Source organism: Micromonospora sp. NPDC005203 (assembly GCF_042872705.1).
In the GTDB taxonomy this organism is placed as follows: domain Bacteria; phylum Actinomycetota; class Actinomycetes; order Mycobacteriales; family Micromonosporaceae; genus Micromonospora.
In genome coordinates this window covers 248,385-263,245 of the sequence record NZ_JBIAKV010000007.1, presented here as the reverse complement: position 1 = coordinate 263,245, position 14,861 = coordinate 248,385, and the positions used below count along the sequence as shown (strand labels likewise).

13 protein-coding genes are annotated in these 14,861 nt (G+C 72.3%); 5 read left to right on the top strand and 8 right to left on the bottom strand.

The window, feature by feature from the left end; translation table 11 throughout:
• Positions 1-309 precede the first annotated feature (309 nt).
• Complete coding sequence (locus tag ACFYPM_RS18430) at positions 310-774, bottom strand: Rrf2 family transcriptional regulator (protein WP_357410768.1); 465 nt, start codon at positions 772-774, stop codon at positions 310-312.
• 256 nt (positions 775-1,030) lie between these two features.
• On the opposite strand from ACFYPM_RS18430, the gene ACFYPM_RS18425 reads away from it, so the two are divergent.
• Complete coding sequence (locus ACFYPM_RS18425; protein WP_357374430.1) at positions 1,031-1,699, top strand: YceI family protein; 669 nt, start codon at positions 1,031-1,033, stop codon at positions 1,697-1,699.
• A gap of 47 nt (positions 1,700-1,746) precedes the next feature.
• Here the strand turns inward: ACFYPM_RS18425 and ACFYPM_RS18420 are convergent, their stop codons facing one another.
• The 4 genes from ACFYPM_RS18420 to ACFYPM_RS18405 form a co-directional block, all read right to left on the bottom strand.
• Entirely contained in the window at positions 1,747-2,631 is an 885-nt protein-coding gene (locus ACFYPM_RS18420) for an acyl-CoA thioesterase (protein WP_387197946.1), read from the bottom strand.
• Positions 2,628-4,076 (bottom strand): pyruvate kinase, encoded by a 1,449-nt coding sequence (gene pyk / locus ACFYPM_RS18415; RefSeq protein ID WP_387197943.1) that lies wholly within the window; start codon positions 4,074-4,076, stop codon positions 2,628-2,630. The genes ACFYPM_RS18420 and pyk overlap by 4 nt, the downstream gene beginning before the upstream one ends.
• A gap of 205 nt (positions 4,077-4,281) precedes the next feature.
• Positions 4,282-5,658, bottom strand: a complete 1,377-nt coding sequence (locus ACFYPM_RS18410) for an FAD-binding oxidoreductase (RefSeq protein WP_387197940.1) — start codon at positions 5,656-5,658, stop codon at positions 4,282-4,284.
• 133 nt (positions 5,659-5,791) lie between these two features.
• Positions 5,792-6,157, bottom strand: a complete 366-nt coding sequence (locus tag ACFYPM_RS18405) for a YciI family protein (RefSeq protein WP_088949307.1) — start codon at positions 6,155-6,157, stop codon at positions 5,792-5,794.
• Between the two features lie 176 nt (positions 6,158-6,333).
• On the opposite strand from ACFYPM_RS18405, the gene ACFYPM_RS18400 reads away from it, so the two are divergent.
• Positions 6,334-7,206 carry an aldo/keto reductase gene (locus tag ACFYPM_RS18400; RefSeq protein WP_387197937.1) on the top strand — a complete coding sequence of 291 codons (873 nt, stop codon included), beginning with the start codon at positions 6,334-6,336 and terminating at the stop codon, positions 7,204-7,206.
• 25 nt (positions 7,207-7,231) lie between these two features.
• Here the strand turns inward: ACFYPM_RS18400 and ACFYPM_RS18395 are convergent, their stop codons facing one another.
• Positions 7,232-7,624, bottom strand: coding sequence for a hypothetical protein (locus tag ACFYPM_RS18395; RefSeq protein ID WP_387197934.1), 393 nt, complete (start codon positions 7,622-7,624; stop codon positions 7,232-7,234).
• A 12-nt stretch (positions 7,625-7,636) separates the two neighbouring features.
• The gene (locus ACFYPM_RS18390) at positions 7,637-9,844 is read right to left on the bottom strand and encodes a M48 family metalloprotease (protein ID WP_387197931.1); all 2,208 of its coding nucleotides are present in this window, start codon (positions 9,842-9,844) and stop codon (positions 7,637-7,639) included.
• A 161-nt stretch (positions 9,845-10,005) separates the two neighbouring features.
• Here ACFYPM_RS18390 and ACFYPM_RS18385 point away from each other — a divergent pair, with 161 nt between their 5' ends.
• Positions 10,006-11,364: a pentapeptide repeat-containing protein gene (locus ACFYPM_RS18385; RefSeq protein ID WP_387197928.1), complete on the top strand. Its 1,359-nt coding sequence runs from the start codon at positions 10,006-10,008 to the stop codon at positions 11,362-11,364.
• 7 nt (positions 11,365-11,371) lie between these two features.
• Here the strand turns inward: ACFYPM_RS18385 and ACFYPM_RS18380 are convergent, their stop codons facing one another.
• Positions 11,372-11,947, bottom strand: coding sequence for a TetR/AcrR family transcriptional regulator (locus ACFYPM_RS18380; RefSeq protein ID WP_387197925.1), 576 nt, complete (start codon positions 11,945-11,947; stop codon positions 11,372-11,374).
• A gap of 208 nt (positions 11,948-12,155) precedes the next feature.
• Between ACFYPM_RS18380 and ACFYPM_RS18375 the strand changes: the two genes are divergently transcribed.
• Complete coding sequence (locus ACFYPM_RS18375) at positions 12,156-13,622, top strand: MFS transporter (protein WP_387197922.1); 1,467 nt, start codon at positions 12,156-12,158, stop codon at positions 13,620-13,622.
• Positions 13,623-13,820: 198 nt separating this feature from the next.
• Positions 13,821-14,807, top strand: a complete 987-nt coding sequence (locus ACFYPM_RS18370) for an SEC-C domain-containing protein (protein WP_387197919.1) — start codon at positions 13,821-13,823, stop codon at positions 14,805-14,807.
• Positions 14,808-14,861: the final 54 nt, after the last annotated feature.

The window sequence follows — 14,861 nt, the reverse complement described above, 5'->3', positions numbered from 1 at the left end:
GTCAAGCCTCTGATCGGTGAATGGGACGCCCACCGCGCGACGCACCATGGTCGATGCGTTTCGCGCCGCGGCAGACACCGCCGCGCCACACCGCGGCGTGACGCGGCCACTGCCGCATACGCGACGGCACGGTGCGGGCGACAAGTGCGACGCCGGCGAACCGGGCCAGTGCGGTAGCCGCCGAACCGGGCCAGTGCGGGGGCAGCGAGCCGGAGCAGCGCGGTAGCCGGCGAGCCAGGCCAGCGCGGTAGGCCACCGAGCCGGACCAGCGTGGGGGCGGCGAGCCGGGCCAGCGCGGTAGGTCGGTGCTCAGATCCAGGCGCGCGGGTCGGCGACCAGTTCGGTGATCCGCGCGGGCAGGGTGCCTGCGGCCACGTCGGCGACGCTGACCAACTCCAGGATCTCCCGTTCGCTGGCCCGGAGAGCGATCCAGACCTCCTGGAGCGCGCGGGCCGGGCCGTGGTAGCCGAGTTGCTCGGGGCGCTGCCCGCGGACGTGGGCTAGCGGGCCGTCGATCACCCGGATCACCTCGGCGAGCGAGATCTCCTCGGCCGGGCGGGCCAGCCAGTAGCCACCCTCCGGGCCGCGCTGGGCGTGCACGATGCCACCCCGGCGCAGTTGCAGCAGGATGCTCTCCAGGAACTTCGGCGGGATCTCCTGGGCACGGGCGATCTGGTCGGCCGTGACGGGCCGGCCGCGCCCAGGACCACTGGCCGTCGCGGCAAGCTCGGCGGCCGCGCGGAGGGCGTAGTCGACCCGGGCGGAGAGGCGCATGTCGGCAAGGTTAGCCCCCGGTCAGCCGGCCGGGCGGGCGACCCTCGGCCGAACGGATAGGCATCGATGGGACCCGTGCAATTCACGCCGGTTCCGGCGGTCGACGAGGACCGCTCAAAGTGCGCCATGATCCACCGTGAGGTGGGGGCCGGAATGCCGGTCTGGCGCGTCCTTATGCTGGGCGGGGGCGCGACCGCCAAACGGTTGCAACGGCGCCGGGAAGCACATTGATAAACATCGGGGGGAAGGCAACACGATGACCGATATCGCCACACGCACCTGGGATGGCATGACGATCCCGGTCGCCGGCACCTATCTTCTCGATCAGGCGCACAAGCGGATCGGTTTCCTGTCCCGGCACATGATGGTGAGCCCGGTGCGCGGCGAGTTCGCCGAGGCCACCGCACAGATCTTCGTGGCGGAGGACCCGCTGCTCTCCTCGGTGACGGCGACCATCATGTCGGCCAGCATCACCACCGGAAGTGTCGACCGGGACACACATCTGAAGAGTGCCGACTTCCTCGACGTGGAGCGCTATCCCACCCTCGAATATCGAAGCACCGGCATCAAATGGCAGGGCCAGGAGGATCCCATCTTCCAATGGGCCCGCCTGCGTAGCCACCGGCTCGGTGGACGGGGGCGGAGTCCAATTGTCCCGCCGCAGTCCGAGGGCACTCCCGGGCGATTCGTGCTGACCGGTGAGTTGACCGTGAAGGGAATCACCCGGGCTGTGGACCTGGAGGTGAATTTCGGCGGTGCCCGTCAGGATCCGTACGGGCAGAACATCTTCGGATTCAGCGCGACGGCTGAGATCAACCGCGAGGACTACGGCCTGCTCTGGAACGTCCTGCTGGAGAGCGGCGGGGTCCTGGTCGGCAAGACGGTGCAGATCGAGATCGCCGGCGAGGCCATCCACCAGGCCTGACGGGCGTCAGCGCCCCCCGGGGTCTGCCGGGGACGCCACCGACGGTGTCAGGCGCCCACGCGGCGCAGCAGGCCCTCCTGGACGGCGCTGGCGATCTGCTGGCCGTCCGTGGTGAACATCCGCCCGGTGGCCAGCCCCCGCGCGCCGGACGCCGACGGGCTCAGACAGTCGTAGAGGAACCACTCGTCGGCGCGGAACGGCCGGTGGAACCAGAGCGCGTGGTCCAGGCTCGCGCCGACCAGCCCGCCCGGCCCCCACACCTCACCGTGCGCGGAGAGCACCGAGTCCAGCAGGGTGAGGTCCGAGGCGTAGGTGAGCGCGCAGGCGTGCAGCAGCGGGTCGTCGGGCAGCTTGCCGTCGATGCGCATCCAGACGCGCTGGTGCGGGTCGGCGGGCCGGTCACCGGGACGGACCCAACCGGGCTCGCCGACATAACGCACGTCGATCGGTCGCGGGATCTGACCCCACATGCCCAGCCGCTCCGGGTAGCGGGAGAGCCGGTCGGACATCGTCGGCACGTCCTGCGGCGGCGGGACGTCCAGCGGGGCCGTGACCTGGTGGTCCAGGCCCTCCTCGGCCCGCTGGAACGACGCCGACATGAAGAAGATCGGCTTGTCGTGCTGCAGCGCGACCGCGCGGCGGACCGAGAAGGACCGGCCGTCGCGGATGTTCTCCACCTGGTATGTGATCGGCTCGGCCGGGTCGCCGGGGCGGACGAAGTAGCCGTGCAGCGAGTGCACGAACCGCTCCGGGTCGACGGTGCGGCCGGCGGCGACCAGGGCCTGACCGGCGACCTGGCCGCCGTACACCCGCTGTGGGCCGACCGGGGGGCTCATCCCCCGGAAGGCCATGTCGCCGGTCGGGTCGAGGTCCAGCACTTCCAGCAGCTGGTCGACCGCTGCCTGGCCGACCGCGACCCGACCGTCGCTCACTGCAGCGCCCGCGCCGACGCCGCGTCGACCAGCGAGCCGAGCTGGTGCACGCGCAGCGTGTTGGTCGAGCCGGGAGTGCCGGGCGGGCTGCCCGCCACGATGACCACGTAGTCGCCGGGGTTGGCCCGGTCGAGGCCGAGCAGCGCCTGGTCGACCTGGCGGAACATGTCGTCGGTGTGCTGCACGAACGGCATCAGGAACGTCTCCACGCCCCAGGTGAGGGCGAGCTGGTCGCGCACCTCGGGGACCGGCGTGAACGCCAGCAGCGGCAGGTCGCAGTGCAGGCGGGACAGCCGTCGGACGGTGTCACCGGTCTGCGAGAAGGCGACCAGGGCCTTGGCGTTGATGGCGCGGGCGATCGACGAGGCGGCGACGGTGAGCGCGCCACCGTGGGTACGCGGGTCGTGCTGCAGCCGGGGCACGCCGATCGAGCCGGCCTCGGTGGTCGTCACGATCTTGGCCATGGTGCTGACGGTCAGCACCGGGTACTTGCCGACGCTGGTCTCACCGGAGAGCATGACCGCGTCCGCGCCGTCGAGCACCGCGTTGGCGACGTCGGAGGCCTCCGCCCGGGTGGGGCGGGAATTCTCGATCATGGAGTCGAGCATCTGGGTGGCCACGATGACCGGCTTGGCGTTCTCGCGGCACAGCTGCACGGCGCGCTTCTGCACCAGCGGGACCTCGTCCAGCGGCATCTCGACGCCGAGGTCACCGCGGGCGACCATCACGCCGTCGAAGGCCAGCACGATGGCCTCGAGGTGTTCCACCGCCTCCGGCTTCTCGACCTTGGCCAGCACCGGGCGGTACACGCCCTGCTCGGCCATGATGTTGTGGACGAGCTTGATGTCCTCGGCCGAGCGGACGAAGGACAGCGCGACCAGGTCGACGCCCAGGCCCAGGGAGAAGCGCAGATCCTCGGCGTCCTTCTCCGACATGGCGGGCACGCTGACCGCCACGTTGGGCAGCGAGACGCCCTTGTTGTTGGAGACCGGGCCGCCCTCGGTGACCAGGCAGCGGATGTCGTTGCCGGTGACGTCGGTGACCTCGACGGCGACGCGGCCGTCGTCGATCAGCAGGCGGTCACCGGGCTTCACCTCGTGCGGCAGCTTCTGGTAGGTGCAGGAGACCCGCTCCTTGCTGCCGAGGATCTCGTCACCGGTGATCACGACCGAGTCGCCGGTGCGCCACTCGTGCGGGCCGTCGGCGAACCGACCGAGCCGGATCTTGGGCCCCTGCAGGTCGGCGAGGACAGCCACCGGCTTCCCTGCCGCCTTGGACGCCTCCCGGACCAGGTGGTAGACCGCCTCGTGGTCGGCGTGGCTGCCGTGGCTGAAGTTGAGCCTCGCCACGTTCATGCCGGCCTCGACGAGACCCCGGATGCGCTCCGGGGACGAGGTGGCGGGCCCAAGAGTGCAGACGATCTTTACGCGGCGTGTCACGCCCATCAGGCTAGTCTCTCCTTCAGGTCGGACTCGGGGCCGACCCCTTGCAGGCAGCGGAACATGTGTCCAACGACGCGCGGTGCGCGTCGGGCCGGCGGGCGGAACCGCACCGGGAACGTTGTGGCGACGGGCAACGGCGACCGCGCGCCGGGAATCGTACGCCTCCGGTGCCGTGCGCTGTCGGGGTGCTCCCGGCGACGGCCCGTCATCAGTTCCCCAACGGGGGCAAAGTGGGCACCGCGGTGAGCAGCTCACGCGGGTCGTAGCGGCGCTTGGCCCGGCGCAGCCGCGCCCAGTTCGCGCCATAGGCGAGCCGGACCCGGTCGGTCTCCTCCGGGGCGAGCAGGTTGGGGTAACCACCGGGCAGGGCGTGCGGGGCGAGCGCCGCCGAGGTGCGCTCGGCCCACTCGCGGTGCGGCCCGGCCTGCTCGCCGGGCGGCCAGACCGCGATGATCTCGGTCAGCAGGTGGTCGCCGCGCAGGCCGAACGCCGTGTCGGCGAGCCGGACCCGGGAGGCCGCGCCGTGGAAGTGATGCACGGCCAGCGCGGAGAACGGCGAGCTGACCTGCCGGGCCGCGTCGACGAGCACGTCCACCGCGCTGTCGGTGAGTGCGGGCAGCCAGCGGGTACGCAGCAGGTAGTGGTTGCCGTCGACCATGCCGCCGTCGAACATCCGCAGCGCGTCCGCGTACGGCATCGGGGCGATCTGGTCGACGAGTGGGGTGCCCAGGGCGCGCAGCCGGTCCATCCACGGCAGCCCGGCGTCGGAGTCCGGGCCGCTGTAGAACGGGCAGACGAAGATCACCGGCTCGCCGGCCGGGCCGGGCAGGAAGCCGGTCATCACGGTCAGCTCGTCCGGGGCCTCGGCGACGAGCGCGCCGTAACCGTGCAGCACGGCTGTCGCCTCGGCCAGCGGGAACATGATCATGCCGGCCAGCACGCCGGGCAGCCGGTGCGCGCGGAAACGCAGCTCGGTGACCACGCCGACGTTTCCACCGCCGCCGCGCAGCGCCCAGTACAGCTCGGCGTCGTGTCGGGGGTCGGCGGTGGCCCGGCGCCCGTCGGCGAGGACCACCTCCGCGCCGAGCAGGCTGTCCAGGGTCAGCCCGAACCGGCCGCACAGCGGGCCGTACCCGCCGGCGAGGCTGAGCCCGGCCATCCCGACGTCGCGGACGGTGCCGGTGGGCACCACCAGGTCGTACGGACGGGTGGCGGCGAGCAACTCGGCGGCCGTGACGCCGCCGCCGACGGTCACCGTGGCGGCGTCCGGGTCGACCTGGACGGCACGCAGACCGGTCAGGTCGAGCACCAGGCCACCGTCGCGCAGCGCCCGACCGGCCCAGTCGTGCCCGCCGGAGCGGACCGACAGGGGCAGGTGGCAGCGGGCGGCGATACGGACCGCGTGGGCCACCTCGTCGGCGTTCTGGCAGTGCGCGACCAGGGCGGGTGTGCGCTGGACCGCGCCGTTCCAGAGCGTCGTGGTGGTGGCGTACGCGGGATCAGCCGGCTCGTACAGCCGGTCGCCGAGCAGGGCGCGCAGCCGGGTGGTGGCCCTCGCGACATCGGGGGTGGCGGCGGAGATCATGGCGACTCCTCGACCGGGGCCGACCCATGGCTTCCGGGTGCGCCCCGGCGGCAGCCCTCGCTGGGCGCGACCGTAACACCGGCAGGCCGCCGGGCGCCGTCGCCATCACGACAGCCACCGATTGACCGACCAGTCAGCTTTCCGTCTTGACCAGCGGAAACTCCAGTGAACCGGCCGGGCAGAGGAAGGTCAGCACGTCCACCCGGTAGAGCCCGGCCTGCACCGCCGGGTCGGCCTCCAGCACGCTGCGGACGTCGTCGACGCTGCCGGTGCGGGCCAGACCGAAGCCGATCGGTGGCTCCGGCTCGCGGGCCGGCCCGTCCACCGAACCGGCGACCAGGATGATGCCGCTTCGCTGTAGCGCCTGCATGTGCTCGGCGTGCTCGGCCTGCAACCGCTGCACGGTCTCGGCGGGCAGGACCCGTCCGGCCGCGCCGGGATAGATCACGATGCACTCGTAGGTGTCGAGCGCGAAGTTGACCTGCGGCACTCCCGCCATGGGTGCTCCCCTCCGCCGCCGCGCCGAACGGCACGGGCCCCGCCAGCGTCGCATGGACGCCCCGGTCGTACCGGGCGCTTGCCGGCAATCCCCCTCGACCCGCACACCCGGCGTGTCCACGCACACAGTCGGCCAACGGGCGGCATGCCTGTCGACGTGCGGGGGATGATCTACCCATGGCGACAAACATCAGTACGCAGCCCGCTAAGGCGTCCGGCACGTACCGGATCGGCGGAGACGTCACCGTCAACCGGCTCGGTTACGGGGCGATGCAGATCACCGGCCCGGGTGTCTGGGGTGACCCGAAGGACCCGGCGGAGGCGGGCCGGGTCCTGCGCCGGGCCGTCGAGTTGGGCGTGACGTTCATCGACACCGCCGACTCGTACGGGCCGTTCGTCTCGGAGATGCTGATCCGCGAGGCTCTGCACCCGTACGCCGACGACCTGGTCATCGCGACCAAGGCGGGCTTGACGCGCGCCGGCCCGGGCGACTGGCGTCCGGTGGGCCGCCCGGAGTATCTGCGCCAGCAGTGTGAGCTGAGCCTGCGCCACCTCGGCCTGGACACGATCCCGCTCTACCAGTTGCACCGGATCGACCCGAAGGTGCCGCTCGCCGATCAATTGGGCGAACTGGCGCTGTTGCAGCAGGAGGGCAAGATCCGACACATCGGACTGTCCGAGGTGAGCGTGGCGCAGATCGAGCAGTCACGCGCGATCACCACGATCACCTCTGTGCAGAACCTGTACAACCTCGCCAACCGCAGCGCCGAGGACGTGCTCGAGTACTGCGAACGCAACGACCTCGCGTTCATCCCGTGGTTCCCGATCGCCACCGGTGAGCTGGCCCGCCCCGGCGGCCCGCTGGACGCCATCTCCACCGCGCACGGCGCGTCGCCCGCACAGCTCGCGCTGGCCTGGCTGCTGCGCCGCTCACCGGTGATGCTGCCGATCCCCGGTACGTCCTCGGTGGCGCACCTGGAGGAGAACGTGGGCGCGGCCGACGTACGGCTCACCGACGACGAGTTCGAGTCGTTGGCCAAGGCGAGCTGACCCGCTGGTGCGGACGCCGCCGGTGTCAGTCGGCGGCGTCCGGACCGGGCTCCCGGGCAGCCCGCAGCGCCTCGGTCGCCTGGGCCAGCAGGCGAGCCGAATCGGTGCGCCCACTCACCTGTAGTTCCACCTCGGTGTCCCCGGCCTGGATCCGGACGCTGGCCTCGGTGCGCTGCTGGTCGACCCAGGACTGCAACAGGTTGAACAGGCCCGGGAGCAGCCCCTGCGCCAGCACCGCGATGATCACCGCGTCGGTGAAGCCCGGCCGTCCTCCGCCGCCGCCGGCCTGGCGGACCACCGGCCGGTACCGCGGGTTGCGTTGGATCCAGTCGAGCAGGGCGACCGGCGGCGGCTGCCGGTGCCGCGCACTGATGGTCAACCGGACGGGTTGTCGCGCGGCGGTGTCGCTGTCGGTCACGGTCTCTCCCGGTCAGTTGGTGGCGGGGCGGAAGGCGATGGTGTCCCCGTCGGCGGTGGCGACGCCCGTGACCGTGAACGTGTCCTCGTCCGTGAACGGTGTGTTGGTGCCGAGGTACGAGGTGCTGGTGCCGCTGGCCTGCACCCTGCCCCGGGTCTCGGTCGGAGTGGTGACCTGTGCGCTGGCCGGGCCGGTCAGTTCGACGGCGATCTTCGGGTACTCCAGGATCTTCCAGGTGACCTTCTGCGCGGAGCCGCCGTAGTAGCTGAACGGGCAGCCCGGGGGCGCGCTGACCGTCTGCGTGGCGCACTCGTCCAACCAGGCGCGTACCTGGGCCTCGACGGCCTCGCCGGCCGCCGGCTTGAGCACCGGGGTCAGTTGGAGGGCCGCCGCGCTCTGCCCCGGGGCGACCGCCACGGTCTCGCTCGGCGTCTCACTGATCGCGCTGGCCGGGCCGGTCGCGGTGTACTCACCCGGCAGCAGCACCAGTGCGGGACCCTCGGCGGCCTCCGGCAGCGCCACCCCGTTGAGCTGCACCCCGGGGCCGGCGATCGGGGTGTCGAGTGGGGTCAGCCCACCGCTCACCTGCCAACCGTGAAAGAGCCCGAGGGTGGCCTCGTCGTCGCGGCGCAGGGCGACCTCGGTGGTGCGCCGCTCGCCGGCCAACCGGTACGCCACGGTGGCGGTGGCGCTGTCGCCGTCCCGGTCCACCTTGGTGATCTCGACGTCGGTCGGTGGTTGGTAGCCCTTGCCTCGCAGCAGTTGGGCGAGCAGCTTGCGGTCGGTGACACCACTGTGGTCGCTGAGTAAGCCGAGCGCGGCGTCGCTGTCCCGGTCGGCGAGCGCGGCGAAGTATCCGTCGACAGTCGCCTGCGGCCGGAAGAACACCCACTGCACCACGCCGAGCCCGCCGGTGCCGACGCAGGCCGCCAGCACCAGGGCGGCGACCAACAGCCAGGTACGGCGGGTGCCCACCGGGCCGGAGTGGCCGAACAGCCGCTCGACGGTGACGGGCTCATCCGCCACGGCGGACACCCCGGGCGCCGACGCCCGCTCCAGCGCGTCGAGCCGGAGCTCGTGCGGCGGGTGGGTGGCGCAGACCGCCTCGTCCCAGCCGCTGCGGCCGGTCTCGAAGGACAGCCGTCGCTCCAGGACGCGCCGCAGCCCGTCGACGTGCCCGGTGAGCACGGTGCCGAGGTCGGCCCGGTACTCGGCCGCCCGCACGTCGCGGGCGTGCAGCGGCAGCACCACGTAGCGCATGGTGAGCAGCACCGGCCAGAAGAACAGGAAGACCACAAAGTTGGTGCCCGGGTGCGGGAACGTCCGCATCAGCCAGGTCGGCAGGGCGTGCGCGAGGGTCAGCGGCAGGCCGACACCGCGGACGAAGGCGCTGGTGATCTCGTCGCCGGTGCGCCAGTGCACCAACTCGTGGCTGAACAGCGCGGCGACCTCCTCGTCCGGCTCGGTCAGCACCGCGGTGGTGATCACCACGTGCCGCGCGTACGTACGGGCGTTGCTCAGGACCGGGTCGTCCTCCATCAGTAGCCGGGGCACGCTGTCCAGGCCGAGCCGCCGGGCGCACTCGTCCAGCACGGGGCTCAGCCGCGCGTACTCCCGGCGGCTGGGCTGGCGGGCGCCGGAGACCACCAGCAGACGCGGTTCCAGCAGCACCCGGTAGAGCGTGTAGAGCACCCCGATCAGCGCCGCCGCGGCCACCGTGCCGACCAGACCGGTGACCACCGTGAGCGCCCCGTCTTCGGCACCCAGCCAGGGCGCCACGAGCACGGCGAGGAAGCCGATCAGGAACCCGGCGACGAAGCCGGTCACGCCGCCGAGCACCCCGCCGGAGCGGGTCAGGAACGCCTCCAGCAGGGGGCCGATCAGCGGGGCGTCGCGCAGCACCTGGGGCACCTGGTCATCGGCGCCCAACCCGCCGACGAAGAGCCCGGTGACGGCGAAGGTGAGGCCGCCCCAGAACGCCAGGAGCAGCGCGAGCGGTAGGTAGAACCAGGTGGCGACGAACGCGCCGAGCACGCCCCGCCAGTCCCGCAGGATCCCGGCGCGCAGCCAGACCAGCGCACTCGGATAGCCGGGTGGCCGGTCGGCGAACCCACCGGTGGGTGGTGGGGCGGCGGCGGTCGGTGGCTCGGCCGCCCGGACGTCGAGCTGCGGCACGGTCGGCGGGGTGCCCTCCGGCGGCACGGTGTGCGGCTCGGTCATGCGCGCTGCTCCTCTGGGACGTCGCGTCTGTCCCAACTGGACAGCGGCAGCAGGCTATCGAGCACCTCTGATCTGCGGCACCCCCTTTCCCAGGATCGTCGCCCACCCGACATCCACCGTCGCGCACCCCGGGTGGTGAGCGCGAATGGCATGCTGTGGCCGTGGTCGCCGACGAACCTCCCGAGCGCCAGTTACGGGTGATGCCGTGGTGGCTCGTGTTGGTCGGTCTGCTGGTCGCCGCCGCCCTGGGCTGGCTGGTGCTCGACCTGCTGCTCACCGAGGCCGACCGGGCCGGCCAGCCGGACACCCGCGCCACGCTGCGCATCGACGCGATCCGCACCGGCCTGACCGTGGTCGCCGGCACCGGCGGAGGGTTGGCCCTGCTGCTGGCCGCCCGTCGCCAGTGGATCGCCGAACGCGCGCAACGGCACCAGGAGAGCGTCGCCGCCCGCGACCAGGCACACCGGGACCGGGTGCAGGCGCACGCCGAGGCGGTGGCCGAGGCGGCGCAACGCCAGCAGGACCGGCACTCCGGTGCGGCCGAGCACGACGCGGCCGAGCGCCGGCTGACCGAGCTCTACACGCGGGCCGTCGAGCTGCTCGGCAACGACAGCGCGGCGGTACGCCTCGGCGGCCTGCACGCGCTGGAGCGCCTCGGTCAGGACAATCCGGGGCAACGCCCGACGATCACGGCGGTGCTCTGCGCGTACCTGCGGATGCCGGCGCCGCACGGCGAGCCGCGCGAGTCGGAGGTCCGGCGCACCGCGCAGAGCGTGCTCACCCGGCACCTGCGCGCGGACGACGCGGCCCACTGGCCGGAGGTGGTGCTGGACCTGACCGGCGCCGCGCTCGTCGACTTCGACGCGACGGGCTGCACGCTCGCCGACGCGACCTTCACGGCGGCGGCGTTCACCGGCACGACCACCTTCGCGGGCGCGACGGCCCGCGGGCGTCTCCTGCTCGGGGCGACGACCTTCGCTGACGTGACCTTCGACGGGCTCGCGGCCGACGGTGAGGTCCTGCTGGACGGCGCGCGCGTCGGCGGTGTGGCCAGCTTCGACGGGGCCGCGTTCACCGGTGGCCTGTCCTGTCGGCGGTCCACCTTCGCCGACCTGACCTCATTCCGCCGGACGACCTTCGGTCAGCCGACCAGCTTCGACGCGACCCGTTTCGAGGACGCCGCCACGTTTCAGGAGGCCGTCTTCGACGCTGCCCTGTCGATGGAGCACACCGAGTTCGGCCGGTCGGCCACCTTCCACTCCGTCCGCTTCCGGGGCATGGCGTTGTTCCGCTGGACGCTGTTCGGCGCGGAGGCGTTGTTCGACCGGGCCCGCTTCACCGACGCCGCGAACTTCGGCCGGTCCCGGTTCCACCGCATGACCAGCTTCCGCGACGCGGAGTTCAGCCGGCCCCCGCAGGTCGACCAGGCCAGGGCGGTTGTCGACCCGGGTCACCGCTGGCCGGCGGGCACGGTGGTGGAACGCCTCGACGACGAGTGGCTGCTGCTGGTCGACCGCTGACGTCGGGTCAGCGCACGGTGGCGCGCAGCCCGTCCAGGGCCACGCCGAGCACCCGGTCGCGCTGCTCGGGTGACGGGAACTGGGCCATGGTGAGGCCGCTGATCAGGCGCACCACGTCATCGAAGCCGACGTCGGCACGGACCACGCCGGCATCCTGGGCGCGGCGCATCAGCGGCTCACCGGCGGCGTAGATCTCCGTCCGGCAGCTGGTGAAGATCTCCGAGTCGTGCAACAGCTGTTCGGCGAGCGCCCGCTTGGTGGCGACGTACGCGACGAACCGGTGCAGCCAGGCGACGAGCGCGTCCCACGGGGGCAGCTCGCCGAGGTCCTCGGCCGAGCGGCTCAGCGCCCGGACCTCCTCGACGTAGACGGCCTCGAAGAGGTGCCGTCGGCTGGGGAAGTTGCGGTAGAGCGTGCCGATGCCCACCCCGGCCCGCCGGGCCACGTCCTCCAGGGAGGCGGCAGCGCCGTGCTCGGCGAACGCCTCGCGCGCCGCCACGATCAGGGCGTCGTAGTTACGCCGCGCATCGGCCCGCTTGGGCCGCTGGGCGAAGACCTCGGGCGCCTGCCCCGCGCTGGTCATGACGTGCGTCACCTCACCCTGGTTGCATCCGGAGGCAACCCTCCGCTAACTTAGTGGAGGCACCCCTCCGGAAACCCCGGAGGCCTGCCTCCGGTTAGCTTACCTCGGGGTCCGCCCGATCGCCGCCTGGCCACCCGATCGCCCGGACCCGACAGCCCTGCCCGTCGCAGATGACGGGCCTCAGTACGTACTCAGGGAGTTTTCTCTCGTGGCAGCAACCTCCCGGCGCAACTCGCGCCGGCTCACTTTCACCGTGCTCGCGGCCGGTACCGGGTTCTTCGCGATGCTCCAGTCGCTGATCACCCCGGTGCTACCGACCATCCAGCAGGATCTGCACACCTCCCAGAACACCGTGACCTGGGTCCTGACCGCCTACCTGCTCTCCGCGTCGATCTTCACGCCGATCCTCGGACGGGTCGGCGACATGGTCGGCAAGGAGCGGATGCTCGTCGTCTCGCTCGCCGCGCTCGCGCTCGGCTGCCTCCTGGCCGCCATCGCGCCGAATATCGGCGTGCTCATCCTCGCCCGGGTCGTGCAGGGCATCGGCGGAGCGGTCTTCCCGCTGTCGTTCGGCATCATCCGCGACGAGTTCCCGGCCGCCCGGGTCTCCACGGCCGTGGCCTCCATCTCGGCGATCGTCGCCGTCGGCGGTGGCCTGGGCATCGTGCTGGCCGGCCCGATCGTCACCACGCTGGACTACCGCTGGCTGTTCTGGATCCCGATGGTCGTCGTCGGGCTGACCGCCGTGGCCGCCTACCTGTTCGTCCCCGAGTCGCCGGTCCGGACCCCCGGGCGTATCGACTGGCGCGCCACCCTGCTGCTCTCCGGCTGGCTGGTGGCACTGCTGCTGCCGATCAGCCAGGGCGCGACCTGGGGCTGGACCTCCACCCGGGTGCTCGGTCTGCTGGCGCTCGCCGTGGTGCTGCTGGTCGGCTGGCTGGTCGTCGAACTGCGCTCGAAGAGCCCGCTGATCGACATGCGGATGATGCGTCTGCCCGGAGTCTGGACCACCAACCTGGTCGCCCTGCTCTACGGCGCGTCGATGTTCTCCGTCTACGCGTTCCTGCCGCAGTTCGTGCAGACCCCCACCGCCGCCGGTTACGGCTTCGGGGCGAGCATCAGCCAGGCCGGTCTGCTCATGCTGCCGATGCTCGTCGCGATGTTCGTCGCCGGCCTCGTCGCCGGCCGACTCCAGGCCGTCTTCAGCGCCAAGGCGCAGCTCGCCACCGGTGCCGCGTTCAACGTGGCCGCCTCGGCGATGCTCGCCGCCGCGCACGACACCCGCTGGGAGGTCGCCGTCGCCGGCGGCCTGGTCGGCCTCGGCATCGGTCTGGCCTTCGCGTCGATGGCCAACCTGATCGTCGGCAGTGTGCCGGCCAGCCAGACCGGCGTGGCAACCGGCATGAACGCCAACATCCGCACCATCGGAGGCGCGATCGGCGCCGCCGTGGTCAGCGGCGTGATCACCGCGCACCCGCAGGCCAACGGCCTGCCCCGGGAGGCCGGCTTCACGACCGGGTTTCTCGTCCTCACGGCCATCGCCCTGGCCGCCGCGCTCGCGGCCCTCGCCGTCCCGTCCGCCCGGCGGGCGTCGGCCGGTCGCCGGCCGTCCGCCACGACGATCGTCGAGTCGGAGCTAGCCGGCGAGTTCGCCACCATGCCCGCGACCCGCTGACCCCATCCGGCGGCGGCGGTCACGATCGAGGCAGCAACGTCACTGACGTTGCTGCCTCGACGCGCGGGCAGGCAGCACTTTGGGAAAGTGCCGCGACGAGCCCGGGGCGCGTTGCGCCCCGGGCTCACGAGCATCCAGGGCCTGCGGGAGTACGCTGGCCGCTCCCCCACCCACCGTCCCCTGCTTCAGGATGCCGCCATGCCCGAACTGCTGACCGCCGACCGGATCGAAGAGATCGGCTCGCTGGGCGTCAACAGCCCGGATCCGGCGCCGCTGATCGCCGAACTGGTAGGTGCCGTCGACGAGGGGCGCGTCGCCGACCCCGCGGACACCGGGTACGCCCTGCTGGTCGCCGCGGACATCCTCGAGCAGGCGGGCGACCTGGCCGACGCGCTCACGCTGGCCACCCGCGCCATCGCCGAACAGCCCGACGAGGACGCGTACGCCCGGTCGGTGCGCGGCGGTCTGCTGCTACGCCTCGGCCGCTCCGACGAGGGCATGGCCGAGCTGACCGCCCTGCGCCCCCTGTTGGAGACCAACCCCAACGCCACCTACCTGGTCGACGAGCTGGCCGACGCCGGCCACGCCGAGCTGGCGATGGGGTGGCTGACCGAGGCGCTGGACGCGATCCTGGCACGCACCCGCAACCAGCAGCACGAATCCGAGGACGCCCAGGACGAGGCCGCCGCCATGATCTACGGCCTGGCCCAGCGGCGGCACAACCTGCGCGAGGAGATGGGCCTACCGCACGACGAGTACGACAACCTCGCCGACCGCCTGCGCGCCGCGAGCGACCACGCCCTCGACGCCCTCGACGACGGCCCGGCGACGCTGCTGTTCTGGCCGCAGACGGAGTTCACCGCGCTGCTGCTGCGCTGGCCGACGCTCGCAGACAGCTACCCCGCCACCTGGGACGAGCACCGCGCCCAGATCGAACGCGCCCTCGTCGACGCGTCCAGGATGGGCGGCGCGGACCTGGGTGTGGCCGTCGGCACGGTCGCCGACCTGGCGGCCTTCGCGGACAGCGAGGGCAGCGACCCCACCGACGAGGAAACCCAGGACGAGTACGCCGACTCGCTCACCGGTTCCGACCTGCGGGCCTGGCCGCCCGGCCGCAACGACGCGTGCTGGTGCGGATCGGGCACCAAGTACAAGAAGTGCTGCCTGCCGCGCTCGCGCGGCTGACGGTGTGCCTGCCGCTCGCGTGGTCGGCCGGTGCCTGTCGTGCTCGCGCGGCCG

Excerpts from the sequence above, each read along its gene's own strand:
- ACFYPM_RS18410 (WP_387197940.1), bottom strand. The coding sequence starts at position 5,658 with ATGATCTCCGCCGCCACCCCCGATGTCGCGAGGGCCACCACCCGGCTG.
- ACFYPM_RS18430 (WP_357410768.1), bottom strand. The coding sequence starts at position 774 with ATGCGCCTCTCCGCCCGGGTCGACTACGCCCTCCGCGCGGCCGCCGAG.
- pyk (WP_387197943.1), bottom strand. The coding sequence starts at position 4,076 with ATGGGCGTGACACGCCGCGTAAAGATCGTCTGCACTCTTGGGCCCGCC.
- ACFYPM_RS18370 (WP_387197919.1), top strand. The coding sequence starts at position 13,821 with ATGCCCGAACTGCTGACCGCCGACCGGATCGAAGAGATCGGCTCGCTG.
- ACFYPM_RS18405 (WP_088949307.1), bottom strand. The coding sequence starts at position 6,157 with ATGGCGGGAGTGCCGCAGGTCAACTTCGCGCTCGACACCTACGAGTGC.
- ACFYPM_RS18380 (WP_387197925.1), bottom strand. The coding sequence starts at position 11,947 with ATGACCAGCGCGGGGCAGGCGCCCGAGGTCTTCGCCCAGCGGCCCAAG.
- ACFYPM_RS18425 (WP_357374430.1), top strand. The coding sequence starts at position 1,031 with ATGACCGATATCGCCACACGCACCTGGGATGGCATGACGATCCCGGTC.
- ACFYPM_RS18400 (WP_387197937.1), top strand. The coding sequence starts at position 6,334 with ATGGCGACAAACATCAGTACGCAGCCCGCTAAGGCGTCCGGCACGTAC.
- ACFYPM_RS18390 (WP_387197931.1), bottom strand. The coding sequence starts at position 9,844 with ATGACCGAGCCGCACACCGTGCCGCCGGAGGGCACCCCGCCGACCGTG.